12 protein-coding genes are annotated in these 12,544 nt (G+C 70.1%); 2 read left to right on the top strand and 10 right to left on the bottom strand.

All coding sequences use genetic code 11. The features are described from left to right. Positions 1-26: 26 nt before the first annotated feature. The 3 genes from WH07_RS17680 to WH07_RS17670 all read right to left on the bottom strand — a co-directional run bounded on the left by WH07_RS17680 (position 27) and on the right by WH07_RS17670 (position 1,608). Positions 27-383 (bottom strand): ArsR/SmtB family transcription factor, encoded by a 357-nt coding sequence (locus tag WH07_RS17680; RefSeq protein ID WP_232788941.1) that lies wholly within the window; start codon positions 381-383, stop codon positions 27-29. A gap of 107 nt (positions 384-490) precedes the next feature. After that, positions 491-748 (bottom strand): twin-arginine translocase TatA/TatE family subunit, encoded by a 258-nt coding sequence (locus WH07_RS37670; protein ID WP_046500954.1) that lies wholly within the window; start codon positions 746-748, stop codon positions 491-493. Between the two features lie 158 nt (positions 749-906). Further along, a complete protein-coding gene (locus WH07_RS17670) occupies positions 907-1,608 on the bottom strand; it encodes a hemerythrin domain-containing protein (RefSeq protein WP_046500953.1) in 702 nt (233 codons plus the stop codon). A 285-nt stretch (positions 1,609-1,893) separates the two neighbouring features. On the opposite strand from WH07_RS17670, the gene WH07_RS17665 reads away from it, so the two are divergent. Together WH07_RS17665 and WH07_RS17660 are read left to right on the top strand one after the other, a co-directional pair. After that, complete coding sequence (locus tag WH07_RS17665; RefSeq protein ID WP_046500952.1) at positions 1,894-3,756, top strand: S9 family peptidase; 1,863 nt, start codon at positions 1,894-1,896, stop codon at positions 3,754-3,756. Between the two features lie 138 nt (positions 3,757-3,894). Next, positions 3,895-4,647: an SURF1 family protein gene (locus WH07_RS17660; protein WP_046500949.1), complete on the top strand. Its 753-nt coding sequence runs from the start codon at positions 3,895-3,897 to the stop codon at positions 4,645-4,647. A gap of 260 nt (positions 4,648-4,907) precedes the next feature. On the opposite strand, the gene WH07_RS36655 is transcribed toward WH07_RS17660, so the two are convergent. From WH07_RS36655 to WH07_RS17625, 7 genes are all read right to left on the bottom strand, one after another. Beyond that, positions 4,908-6,539 carry a hypothetical protein gene (locus WH07_RS36655; protein WP_046500947.1) on the bottom strand — a complete coding sequence of 544 codons (1,632 nt, stop codon included), beginning with the start codon at positions 6,537-6,539 and terminating at the stop codon, positions 4,908-4,910. After that, positions 6,536-7,198 carry a SigE family RNA polymerase sigma factor gene (locus WH07_RS17650; RefSeq protein WP_079023314.1) on the bottom strand — a complete coding sequence of 221 codons (663 nt, stop codon included), beginning with the start codon at positions 7,196-7,198 and terminating at the stop codon, positions 6,536-6,538. Before WH07_RS17650 ends, WH07_RS36655 begins: the two co-directional genes overlap by 4 nt. A 445-nt stretch (positions 7,199-7,643) precedes the next feature. Beyond that, complete coding sequence (locus tag WH07_RS17645) at positions 7,644-8,720, bottom strand: aspartate-semialdehyde dehydrogenase (protein ID WP_046500946.1); 1,077 nt, start codon at positions 8,718-8,720, stop codon at positions 7,644-7,646. A gap of 49 nt (positions 8,721-8,769) precedes the next feature. Further along, positions 8,770-10,041, bottom strand: coding sequence for an aspartate kinase (locus WH07_RS17640; RefSeq protein ID WP_046500945.1), 1,272 nt, complete (start codon positions 10,039-10,041; stop codon positions 8,770-8,772). A gap of 257 nt (positions 10,042-10,298) precedes the next feature. Further along, positions 10,299-10,958 (bottom strand): DUF5063 domain-containing protein, encoded by a 660-nt coding sequence (locus WH07_RS17635; protein WP_046500943.1) that lies wholly within the window; start codon positions 10,956-10,958, stop codon positions 10,299-10,301. Then, positions 10,951-11,550, bottom strand: coding sequence for a recombination mediator RecR (gene recR, locus WH07_RS17630; RefSeq protein WP_046500942.1), 600 nt, complete (start codon positions 11,548-11,550; stop codon positions 10,951-10,953). The genes WH07_RS17635 and recR overlap by 8 nt, the downstream gene beginning before the upstream one ends. A 150-nt stretch (positions 11,551-11,700) precedes the next feature. Continuing rightward, positions 11,701-12,057, bottom strand: coding sequence for a YbaB/EbfC family nucleoid-associated protein (locus WH07_RS17625; protein WP_079023313.1), 357 nt, complete (start codon positions 12,055-12,057; stop codon positions 11,701-11,703). Positions 12,058-12,544 lie beyond the last annotated feature (487 nt).

Genomic DNA, 12,544 nt, shown 5'->3' with positions numbered 1-12,544 from the left:
GGCGGGACTCGCGCCCCGGCTCCCGCTCAGGCGGGGCGGGCCGGCGGCCGCGTGGCACGGTCGCTCAACTGCCCCAGCATCAGCCGCACTACGGTCACGACCTCGGGGTCTTCGACGAAGTACACCTGTCTGCGCCCCTCGCGCCGCGACCGTACGAGCCCGGCCAGCTTCAGCTTGGTCAGATGCTGGCTCACGGCCGGGAGCGCGCCGCCCACCCGCTCGGCGAGTCCGGTGACATCGCTCTCGCCCTGCGCCAGCGCCCAGACGATACGCAGCCGCGCGGACGACGCCAGCAGCCCGAACGCGGCGGCGGCCTCGGCGAAGACCTCCGCGGGAGGATCGCCGGAGCCGGGGATCGCGGAGCCACCGACGTCTGCCGTCACGACCGCTCTCCCGTCCCGCACGGTCCTTCGACCCGACTTGCCCGAACCTGCCCGAACCAGAACCCGACGGCTCAGTCTAGGCACGAGGGACCAGTCGCCCCACGGGCTCACGGACGTACAGGCGGATCGTTCCGCTCGACGATCGTGCCGGTCACCACGCGGCCGCCGGACGCGGTGGCCTCCGTATCCGTCCCCGCCCGCGCATCCGCACCCTCGCCCTCCTTCTCCTTCTTCAGCGCCTTCGTCTCGCTCTTGAGGATCCGCGCGGCCTTTCCTGCCGAACGGGCCAGCTCAGGAAGCTTCTTGGCGCCGAGCAGCACCACAACGACGATGAGGATCAGGGCAAGTTCACTCAAGCCGAACATCGGATCTGCTCTCTCCCGGGGACGGACGGGACCGGTGGGTGGCCGGTACGGGACCGATGCGGGCGCATCGGTATCTACAGTGCTGTAGAAGTATCCCGTACCGTACGACCGGCCAACAAGCCCGCGGCCACGCCCCCACCCAACAGGCCCACCATGAACTACGCGGGGACTCCGAGTGCCCTCTTGGAGGAGCGGTAGCGCGTCATCAGAACCGGGCGGATCCAGCGCATCGGCGCGGGGAAGTTGCTCACCAGGGGCGCGTAACCGGGGACCGCCTGGGGATCCTCCATCAGCCCGAACACCAGGTGCGGACCCGTGTGCGGCGCTCCGCCGATGATCGCCTTGCGCAATCGCGTCAGCTCGGCTTCCGGCACCTGCGGCATCAGCTCCTGGAGAACCGCTTCCTCCTGGTCGAAGTGCCTGTTCAGAACGGCCTGGACCCGCTGCGCCGACGGCAGTCCGAGAAGCGCCGCCTGGCCCACGACCACCAGGGCCGCGTCCGGCTCGCCCGTCACATGCTGGGCGGCGAGCGTGTCGACCGTCCTGGCGAGCGTCTGCAGCTCGGCGTCGAGCGCCTCATGCGCGACGGCCAGTTCGTCGATTCGCAGGGCCTCCAGCGGAACGAGATCACGCAGGGCCGGCCAGAAGAGCACGTCCTCGCTCGCGTGATGCCGGCGGATGGACGCGATCAGCCAGCGAGCGGTGTTGACGAGCACCTTGACGTCGACGGGCTCACCGCCGGCGAGACGCCCGAATGATTCGGACACGAGGGCGGTGCCCCGGCGCAGGATCGTGTGGACGGCGAGGAGTTCGTCGTACAGACACGACCGATCGGCACAGGGCCTGGGTGGAGCAGCCATCGTCTTTCCTGTCCCAAATAGGGAAGCAACGCAATGGATCATCACATCACACTTACTTGAAATGACTACCCATACAATGTAAAAATTGTATACATAAAGTCCCATTTCTCCTCTACCCAGGGGGGATCGCCCCACACTTCGGCGTCATGAATGCGTCAGCAACGCGTTAACGGGACGTCAATGGGCGACCGTCGCGACAGGCGTCGGGCCGGTCTCCGCGCGGGAGTTATCCACAGGCTGGGGGGACTCCGACAGGATGTCAGCGATCCGGCGCAGAATGGGGGCATGAATCAGATCGCCGGTTCGATGCCGGAGTGGGAGAAGCGCTTCCGGGCGCCGCGGGTTTCACTGCCCGACTGGGCGGAGGACGCGCCGGACCGAGCGCTGTTCGTGTCCAATGCGACGGGCACGTATGAGCTGTACGCGTGGGATCGCGCGACCGGCGCGCAGCGCCAGGTGACGGACCGGCCGAACGGGACGACGGACGGGGTGCTGTCGCTCGACGGTGAATGGATCTGGTGGTTCTCGGACACGGACGGGGACGAGTTCGGGGTCTGGATGCGCCAGCCGTTCATCCCCAAGCAGGAGAGCCCGGCCGCCGGCGAGGGCGGCCGGGACGGAGCGGGGGGCGCGGAGCCGGAAGGGGGCGGGATCTCCTCGCTCGACGAGCCGGCCGCGCCGGGGCTCGGTCCTTCCTATCCGGCCGGGCTCGCGCTCGGCCGGGACGGCACGGCGGTCGTCGGGCGGTCGACCGACGAGGTCGGCTCGACGCTCCATGTCGTACGGCCCGGGGAGGAGCCCGTCGAGATCTACCGGCACCGGGAGTCGGCCGGGGTGGGGGATCTGTCGTACGACGGGAGGCTGCTCGCGATCGAGCACACCGAGCACGGGGACGCGATGCACTCGGCGCTGCGGGTGCTGCGGCTGGACGGCTCGGTGGTGGCGGATCTTGACGACACCGAGGGGGGCACGCGCGAGCTGGGGCTCGAAGTGCTCGGCTTCGCGCCGGTGGACGGGGACAGCCGGCTGCTCGTCGGCCATCAGCGCAGGGGCCGCTGGGAGCCGATCGTCTGGGATCCGCTGACCGGCGAGGAGACCGATCTTGCGATCGAGCTGCCCGGGGACATCAGCGCCGAGTGGTATCCGGACGGCTCGGAGCTGCTGATCGTGCACAGCTTCGAGGGCCGCAGCGAGCTGTGGCGGTACGACTTCGCCAAGAGCGCGCTGATCCAGGTGGAGACCCCGCCTGGGACGGTGTCGGGGGCGACGGCCAGACCGGACCGGAGCGTGGAGTATCTCTGGTCGTCCGCGGCTCTGCCCCCGCAGGTACGGTCCACGGCGGGCGGGATCGTGCTGGACCCGCCGGGGATGACGGCACCCGCCTCGGTGCCGGTGGAGGACGCCTGGGTCGAGGGGCCCGGCGGCAGGATCCACGCACTGGTGCAGCGGCCCGCGGGTGAGGGTCCGTTCGCGACGGTCTTCGAGATCCACGGCGGTCCGACCTGGCACGACAGCGACGCGTTCGCCGCGGGACCGGCCGCCTGGGTCGACCATGGCTTCGCGGTCGTACGGGTCAACTACCGCGGATCCACGGGATACGGGCGGGAGTGGACGGACGCGCTCAAGCACCGGATCGGGCTGATCGAGCTGGAGGACATCGAGGCGGTCCGGGAGTGGGCCGTCGAATCCGGTCTGGCCGATCCGGAGAAGCTCGTCCTGGCAGGCGGTTCCTGGGGCGGCTATCTGACCCTGCTGGGGCTCGGCACCCAGCCGGAGGCCTGGGCCTTGGGGCTGGCCGCGGTGCCGGTCGCCGACTATGTGACGGCATACCACGACGAGATGGAGGCGCTCAAGGCGATGGACCGCACGCTGCTGGGCGGCACCCCGGAGGAGGTCCCGGACCGCTGGAAGGCGTCGTCCCCGCTGACCTATGTCGACGCGGTCCGCGCGCCGGTCTACATCTCGGCGGGCGTGAACGACCCGCGCTGCCCGATCCGCCAGGTGGAGAACTACGTGGACCGCCTGGCGGCCCGCGGCGCGGTCCACGAGGTGTACCGGTATGACGCGGGCCATGGCTCGCTGGTGGTGGAGGAGAGGATCAAGCAGGTCAGATTGGAGCTGGACTTCGCAACGAAGCATCTGAAGTAGACGAGAGATGCAGTAGGGCGAGACATGCAGTAGGGGGTGCGGGAGCCGGGTCCGGGCGGTCGTCGGGACTTGTGGGGCTGGACCCGGCAGCCCGGACCCGGGGGCGTGCGGTGGGATACGGGTCCGTACCTTGGAGGGGTGTACCGGTTTCTGGTGACTCCGCGCTGGTGGGGAATCAATGCGTTCGTCGTGCTGGCGATCCCCTTCTGCATCTTCATGGGGACCTGGCAGCTCGGCCGGTTCGAGGACCGCGTCGCCAGCCACGAGGCCGCCCAGGAGCAGCCGGGCCCCGGGGAGCAGGAAGCGGTGGCGCTGCGGACGCTGCTGCCCGTCGATCAGGAGACATCGGGCCGACTGGCCACGGCGACCGGGCGGTACGGGGAGCAGTTCCTGGTGCCGGACCGGGAGCTGGACGGCAGGAACGGCTCGTACGTCCTGACCATGCTGCGTACGGACGACGGCGAGGCGCTGCCCGTGGTGCGCGGGTGGCTGGCCGAGGGCAGTAAGGCGCCCGCGCCGCCGGGCGGCGAGGTCCGGGTGACCGGCGCGCTCCAGGCCTCCGAGTCGGCCGGGTCCGACGGGGTGCGCGCGGGCGGGGGGCTGCCGCCGGGGCAGCTCGCCATGATCAGCGCGGCCTCGCTGGTCAATGTCGTGCCGTACGAGGTGTACGACGCGTGGATCACCGTCAGCCGGGCGTCGGACGGGCTGCTGCCGGTGCCCGCGACCGCGCCGCAGAACACGGGGCTGGATCTCAAGGCGTTCCAGAACCTCGGTTACACCGGTGAGTGGTTCGTCTTCGCGGGCTTTGTGCTGTTCATGTGGTTCCGGCTGTTCCGGCGCGACGCGGAGGCGGTCAAGGACCGGGCGCTGGGCCTGGAGACCGCGGCGTAGCGAGCGCTGCCGTCGGCGAGCACCACCGAGGCCCGGGGCGTCCGCGCCCCAGGGCATCTGCGGTCGGCGCGTTCGGGGTCCGGGGCGTCTGGGCCCAGGACGTCCAGGCCCGGCGCGTCCGAGGCCGAGGCGTCTGCGGCCGGCGCGTCCGGGCCCAGGACGTCCGGGCCCGGGGCATCTGCGGCCGGGACGTCTGGAGCCCAGGCAATCTGGGCCCGGGGCGGCTCCGTCCGGCCGGGCCGCGTCGACCGGCCGGGCGGCTACTGCGCGTCGAGGACGCCCGTACGGTAGATCGTGCCCGCGCAGGCGTTGGGGATGGTCGTCTGGGCGACCGGGGCGCCGGGCTCCGGGGTGTGCAGGACGGAGACGCTGCCGTCCATGGTGCCGCCTTCGGAGAGGAGCTGGGACTCGGTGTTCGTACCCGTGCCGGTTCCCGCGTCCGTACCGGTGCCGCCGTCGGTGCCACCGGTCGTACCCGAGCCCGCCGAGGTGTCGCCGCCCGAGGGTGACGGGTCGGGGGAGGCACCGGTGGTGGGACAGGTCTCGGCCGGCACCCAGGCGAACTTCACCTCGTAGGCGCTGTTCGGCGCCAGCAGCACCGTCGTTGCCTCCTGGGACGGGTCGGGCAGCCCGCTCGCCGCGTCGCCCGCGGTGTGCGCGACCACGTTGATCTTGCTCTGGTCGGCCGCGCCCCCGGTCTGGAACCTGACCGAGCCGCTGCCGGTGACCGAGCACTCGGTGCCGGAGACGTTGGCGACGCGGAAGGTGCCGTACACCGTGCCCCCGGCGTCGGGTGCGCCGGCTTCGGCGGTGGTGACCCCGAGCTGGTCGGCGGAGCAGGCGGGCGAGGACGAGGAGTGGGCGTCGCCGGGGTTGGCCTTGTCGCCGGAGCCGCCCTCGGTGGTACCGCCCGACGCGGGGTTCTCGGGCTTGTCGACCTTGCTGGGGGTTTCCTTGGCGGGAGACACCTTGTCGGACGGCTGGTCGGAGTCCTTCCAGCCGCCGCCGGAGTCCTTGCTCGCGTTCGTGCCGCCCTGGGCCTGTTCGCCGTGGCCGGCGTTGACGGAGTGCTCGTCGGCGGTGCCGGCGGAGTTGGCGACATGGACGAAGGCCGGGACGGCCGTGCCGAACAGCAGCGCCGCGGCGGCCATGCCGACCACGGCCTGGCGCTTCCTGGCGCGCCGGGCCGGTACGGCCTTGCGCAGATGATCAAGGGCGCCTTCGGAGGGCCGCAGGTCGTCGACGGCGCTGTGGAGCAGGCGGCGCAGGGCCAGTTCGTCGGCTTCGGAACCCTCGGAGCCGACGGAACCCGCGAGGCCGTCAGGACCCTGGACGCTGTCGAGGCCGCCGAGGCGGTTCAGACCACCGAGACCACCGAGACCGCTGAGTCCGGAGAGACCGGCGGTCAGGTCGCCGCTCGGGCCGCCGGACCGGTCCCCGCTGAGACCACCGCTCGGGCCGCCCGACCGGTCCCCGCTGGGACCGTCGCTCAAGCCCGCACCCGGCTCGCCGCTCCGCTCGCCCTTCAGGTCACCGGCGTCTTCGTCGGCGTCACCGCGCGGCTCGTGGCTGCCCGTACGCCCCGTACCCGTACCAGCGGTCGCGCGGCCGTCGGCCGTACCACCGCCGGCCTCGGCACCGTCGGCACCGCTCGTACCGTCGGCACCGCTCTTGCCGCCCGCGACACTCGTACCGCCGGCGTCTTCGCGGTCGCTCCCGCGGCCGTCGCCGCTCTCAGCACTGCTGCCGGCACCCGTGTGCCCGAGGCCGCTCAGCTCGTCATCCGGCCCGTTGTTCACAATTCCGTTCCCAGTCAGGTCGTTCAACGGCGCGTCCGGACCGCTCGGTTCGTGCTCATGGCCGAAGCCGTGCCGGTCCTTCCGCCCACTCATGCCGTGGCCTCCATGGCGACGCGCAGCGCCTTGATCCCGCGCGAGCCGTACGCCTTCACCGAACCCAGGGATATGCCCAGGGTCTCGGCGACCTGCGCCTCGGTCATGTCCGCGAAGTACCGCAGAACCAGCACCTCGCGCTGCCGCCGCTGCAACCCGCGCATCGCCTTGATCAGCGCGTCCCGCTCAAGCTGGTCGTACGCCCCCTCCTCCGCGCTCGCCATGTCCGGCATCGGCTTGGAGAGCAGCTTCAGACCGAGGATGCGACGGCGCAACGCGGACCGCGACAGATTCACCACGGTCTGGCGCAGATACGCCAGAGTCTTCTCCGGCTCCCGTACGCGGTTGCGCGCCGAGTGCACCCGGATGAAGGCCTCCTGGACGACATCCTCGCAGGACGCGGTGTCGTCCAGCAGCAGCGCGGCGAGTCCGAGCAGCGACCGGTAGTGGGCGCGATAGGTCTCGGTGAGGTGATCGACGGTGGTACCCGCTGCCATCGTGCCTTCAGCGTCCTGACGCTGGGACGGCAGCCCGGCCGGGCGCGCGGCGGGCATGGGGGCGATCACCGGCATACCGCCGGGCGTACGGGGCCGCCGGAACGGTCGTACCGCCGCGCCGCGAACCGGGGCGATCGCTGTGATGTCGAGAACCTCTGCCACGCCTGTTGGACACGCTTCCCCCCGTCAGGGTTGTACGCGCACGTCACCCCATTTGACGCTGTACCAAATGCCACCATGCGTACCCGATCTCCCCCTATGCCCCAGTTTTCGCAGCACCGCGAAGGGGCGACCGCAGAGACGCTTCCCGGCCGGTCGGCGGTTGCAGCGCACGCGCAAAAAGTCGGACGGGCATCGTCGAACAAGACAGCGTCCCCGCTCAAGCAGCCCGGACAGATCCGTCTGACCAGGCGCTTGACCACAGGACGTTCACAGATCGTACAAAGTTTTAGGGTTCAACGGCTTCTGGTTTTCGTCGACTTTTGAGCCACACCTGAGGTTACGACCGGTTAAGGCAACGGGTCGCGCCGGGGTGGGGTGACCAGGGGGTACGGTCCGCACGGCGTGTACGGGCGCACGGCGAGTAGGGACCCACGCACGGCGCGGGTTACGAGCGTGACAGTTCCCGCGCGATGCCCTCGGCGATCTGAGCCGTGTTCAGGGCGGCGCCCTTGCGGAGGTTGTCGCCGCAGACGAACAGTTCCAGCGCCCTGGGGTCGTCCAGCGACCTCCGTACGCGCCCCACCCAGGTCGGGTCGGTCCCCACCACATCCGCCGGGGTCGGGAAGTCGCCCGCGCCCGGGTTGTCGAACAGCACCACGCCCGGCGAGGTCGCCAGGATCTCGTGTGCCCGGGCGACCGTGATCTCCTGCTCGAAGCGGGCGTGCACGGCGAGGGAGTGCGCGGTGATCACCGGGACATGGACGCAGGTCGCGGTCACCCGCAGTCCGGGCAGATCCAGGATCTTCCTGGTCTCGTCACGTATCGCCAGTTCGTCGGAGGACCAGCCGCCCGCCTCGGGCACGCCGGACCAGGGGACGACGTTGAGCGCGAGCGGCGCGGGGAAGGGGCCCGTGGTGTCGCCGACGGCGCGGCGCACATCGCCGGGGTGCGTGCCCAGTTCGGTACCGGCCACGAGGGAGAGCTGATCGCGCAGGGCGCTGACGCCGTCCTGGCCCGCGGCGCTGACCGCCTGGTACGAGGAGACCACCAGCTCGCGCACCCCGAACTCGGCGTGCAGCGCGCCCACCGCGACGATCATCGACAGCGTCGTACAGGCGGGGCTCGCGACGATGCCGCGGGGGCGGGACCGTACGGCGTGGGGGTTCAGCTCCGGCACGACCAGGGGCACATCGGGGTCGAGCCGGAAGGCGGCCGAACTGTCCACGACAACCGCGCCCTTGGCGGTGGCGACGGGTGCCCAGCGGGCGGACACCTCGTCCGGTACGAGGAACAGCGCGACGTCGACGCCGTCGAGCGCCTCCTCGGAGAGCCCGATCACCTTGGTCGCCTCACCGCGGACGAAGAGCTCGCGGCCCTCCGAGCGCGGCGAGGCGATCAGACGGATGTCGCCCCAGACGTCGGCGTGCTGCGACAGGATCTGGAGCATGACGGCGCCGACGGCCCCGGTCGCACCCACGACCGCGAGCGCCGGCCGCCCGTTCATCGCGCGGCGCTCCGCCATGGGGCCCCCGTGGGGACGTTTCCGTACGGGTGCTCGCCGCGCGGGGGGTTCATCGGCCGGTGCCTCCGTAGACCACGGCCTCGTCGGAGTCGCTGTCGAGACCGAAGGCGGTGTGCACGGCCCGGACGGCCTCGGTCACATCGTCCGCGCGGGTCACCACGGAGATACGGATCTCGGAGGTCGAGATCAGCTCGATGTTCACGCCCGCGTCCGACAGCGCCTCGAAGAAACCGGCCGTGACACCCGGGTTGGTCTTCATGCCGGCGCCGACGAGCGAGATCTTGGCGATCTGGTCGTCGTACCGCAGCGACTCGAAGCCGATCGTCGACTTCGTCTTCTCCAGCGCGTCGATCGCCTTGCGGCCCTCGGTCTTCGGCAGCGTGAAGGAGATGTCGGTCAGACCGGTCGCCGCGGCGGAGACGTTCTGGACGACCATGTCGATATTGATCTCGTTGTCCGCGATCGCGCGGAAGATCGTCGCCGCCTCGCCGGGCTTGTCGGGGACGCCGACGACCGTGATCTTCGCCTCGGAGGTGTCATGGGCGACACCGGAGATGATGGCCTGCTCCACCGTGCGGTCCCCTTGTGGCTCGTTGCTGACCCATGTGCCCTGGAGCCCCGAGAACGAGGAACGCACATGGATCGGGATGTTGTAACGGCGTGCGTACTCGACGCACCGGTGCAGCAGCACCTTGGAGCCGGAGCTGGCCAGCTCCAGCATGTCCTCGAAGGAGATCCACTCGATCTTCCGGGCCTTCGTGACGACACGGGGGTCGGCGGTGAAGACACCGTCCACATCGGTGTAGATCTCGCACACCCCGGCGTCCAGCGCGGCGGCGAGCGCCACGGCGGTGGTGTCGGAACCGCCGCGCCCCAGGGTGGTGATGTCCTTCTTGTCCTGGGACACGCCCTGGAACCCGGCGACGATGGCGATATTGCCCTCGTCGAGCGCCGTACGGATCCGGCCCGGCGTGACATCGATGATGCGCGCTTTGTTGTGGACCGAGTCGGTGATGACGCCGGCCTGGCTGCCGGTGAACGACTGGGCCTCGTGGCCCAGGTTTTTGATCGCCATCGCCAGCAGGGCCATGGAGATCCGCTCTCCGGCGGTCAGCAGCATGTCGAACTCACGCCCGGCAGGGATCGGGGACACCTGCCCCGCGAGATCGATCAACTCGTCCGTCGTGTCGCCCATCGCCGATACCACGACGACCACTTGATGGCCGTCCTTCTTGGCATCGACGATGCGCTTGGCGACCCGCTTGATGCCCTCGGCATCGGCTACGGAGGAGCCTCCGTACTTCTGCACGACAAGGCCCACGTGCGCTCCTCGCTCGGTCCGTCGCTACTGTCGGCTCAGTTTAACGAGCGGCCGCGTGACGACTCGGACATATCACATCGTGAGACGTCCAGCTCACTCAGTGATCACCGACCGCCACCCGCCATCGGGCCCGGCCACTCGCTGAGGATGCATGCCCGGCCTGCCGGAAGGCACGCGGGAACGTGTGCCGCATCACACAGGAGGGCACACGCGCCCTGCGGCAAATGCCTCGCGCGGGCAGCGGGGCGGGACGTTACTCAGCGGGCGGTGGGGAGGCCCAGGGGCGCGGCGATCTCCGCCGCCATCACTTTGCCCGCCTCTTCCGCCAGCGCGTCCTCGCCCAGGTCCTGGTCCGTGTCCAGGCCGTCGAGGGCCGGGAGGGGCTGGTCGAGACGGACGTGGGCGACCAGCGACTGGAGGGCGCGGAGGGTGGCGGAGGCGGTGGAACCCCAGCTTGAGAAGTACGAGAACTGCCACCACCACAGCGCCTCGGTCGTACGGCCCGCGCGGTAGTGGGCCATGCCGTGGCGCAGGTCGGTGACGACCCCGGCGATGTCGTCGGAGATACGGGCCGCGACGGGCGCCTTGCGCGGCTCGTACGGGTCGAAGACCTCCGAGTACACATCGATCGGCTCAAGGATCACGGCGAAGCGCTCGCGCAGCTCGTCGACGTCCGGTTCCGGGCCGAGGTCGGGCTCGTACCGCTCCTCGGGAAGGATGTCCTCATGCGCGCCGAGCCGGCCGCCGGCCAGCATGAGCTGGGAGAACTCCAGCAGCAGGAACGGTACGGCGCTGTCCGGCTCATCGCCCTTCGCCACTTCCGTGACGGCCACGATGAAGCTCTCGATCTGGTCGGCGATCTGGACCGCGAAGTCGTCCGGGTCCTGATGGGCGGCGTGCAGCGTTGCGTCAGACATCGAGAAGTCGTCTCCCCTCGAAGGCACGCCCGAGCGTGACCTCGTCGGCATATTCCAGGTCGCCCCCCACGGGCAGACCACTGGCCAGGCGTGTGACCTTCAGACCCATGGGCTTGATCATGCGAGCGAGGTACGTGGCCGTGGCCTCGCCCTCCAGGTTGGGATCGGTCGCCAGGATCAGTTCGGTGACCGTACCGTCGGCGAGACGGGCCAGCAGTTCACGGATCCGCAGATCGTCGGGGCCGACGCCCTCGATGGGGCTGATCGCGCCGCCGAGCACGTGATACGTACCACGGAACTCACGGGTACGTTCGATCGCGACGACGTCCTTCGGCTCCTCGACCACACAGATGACCGCCGGATCGCGGCGCGTGTCACGGCAGATCCCGCAGCGCTCCTCCTGGGCGACATTGCCGCAGACGGCGCAGAACCGGACCTTGTCCTTGACCTCGAGGAGCGCGTGGGCGAGGCGGCGGACATCGGTCGGCTCGGACTGGAGGATGTGGAAGGCGATCCGCTGCGCGCTCTTGGGACCGACGCCGGGCAGCCTGCCCAGTTCGTCGATGAGGTCCTGAACCACGCCTTCGTACAACGGATTGCCTTCCTTGATGCCGCGGTGTCGGATGCCGCGGTGCCACCGCGATGTCTCGCCGAGCACGTACGTATCGGACTGGACTGCTACGGGGCCGGATACTCGCCCCGTACGTACGCTAGTTGGTGCCAGGGGCTCCTTAGAAGGGCCTCAGAAGGGCAGTCCCGGCATACCGCCGAGGCCCTGCGCCAGCGGACCCAGCTTCTGCTGCTGAAGCTGCTGCGCGTTCTCGTTCGCCGCGTGTACGGCGGCGACCACGAGGTCCGCGAGCGTCTCGCCCAGCTCCTGCAAGGAGGACGCGGACTCGGGGTCGACGGCCTTGGGGTCGATCACCAGCCCCCGCAGTTCGCCCGAGCCGTTGACGGTCGCCTTGACGAGGCCACCGCCCGACTGGCCGTCGACCTCGGTCGCCGCCAGCTCCTCCTGCGCCTGCGCGAGGTCCTGCTGCATCTTCTGGGCCTGCTGGAGCAGCTCGTGCATATTGGGCTGACCACCACCGGGAATCACAGTCACTCCTGGCATTCGACGACGTTTTTCTCCGTAAGGCGAGCCTACGTGGTCACCGGGCGGCCCGCTCCACCCCACCGGAACGAACTCTTTCGAGTGAGAGCCTCACAGCTTCTCCACCTGTTCAAGGCCCACACGTGCGGGTAAATGCCGGGATTTCCGGCCCGCGGCCCACCATTCGGCGGTAGGAATGCATGCACGAAACCGCCCGCCGACGCCCGTCGGCCGCTTGTTCGACCGTGTCCGCCCGATGTATCGCCCGCCGTATCGCCCGACCCTCGATCCACCGACCCTCGATCCACCGACCACCCCGACCACGCACAGCCACGCACCGTCACAGCAGACCGCAGAGGAGTGCCCAGGTGAGCCAGCCGGAGATGCAGCCCGGAGGCCCTGCCCGGGAGGAGGAGACCTCGTCCGACGCAGGTGCCGGAGCCGGAGGTGCCGGAGGTGGCGCAGGCGGGGGGAGCGCGGGTGGTGGGAGCAC

It is taken from the genome of Streptomyces odonnellii (genome assembly GCF_000981895.1).
In the GTDB taxonomy this organism is placed as follows: domain Bacteria; phylum Actinomycetota; class Actinomycetes; order Streptomycetales; family Streptomycetaceae; genus Streptomyces; species Streptomyces odonnellii.
Note: the sequence above shows the minus strand (reverse complement) of the source record. Positions and strands in the feature narration are given on the sequence as shown.

What these genes read in the sequence shown, in the direction of transcription:
- WH07_RS37670 (WP_046500954.1), bottom strand. Translation starts at nt 748, where the DNA reads ATGTTCGGCTTGAGTGAACTTGCCCTGATCCTCATCGTCGTTGTGGTG.
- WH07_RS17670 (WP_046500953.1), bottom strand. Translation starts at nt 1,608, where the DNA reads ATGGCTGCTCCACCCAGGCCCTGTGCCGATCGGTCGTGTCTGTACGAC.
- WH07_RS17665 (WP_046500952.1), top strand. Translation starts at nt 1,894, where the DNA reads ATGAATCAGATCGCCGGTTCGATGCCGGAGTGGGAGAAGCGCTTCCGG.
- WH07_RS36655 (WP_046500947.1), bottom strand. Translation starts at nt 6,539, where the DNA reads ATGAGTGGGCGGAAGGACCGGCACGGCTTCGGCCATGAGCACGAACCG.
- WH07_RS17645 (WP_046500946.1), bottom strand. Translation starts at nt 8,720, where the DNA reads ATGGCGGAGCGCCGCGCGATGAACGGGCGGCCGGCGCTCGCGGTCGTG.
- WH07_RS17635 (WP_046500943.1), bottom strand. Translation starts at nt 10,958, where the DNA reads ATGTCTGACGCAACGCTGCACGCCGCCCATCAGGACCCGGACGACTTC.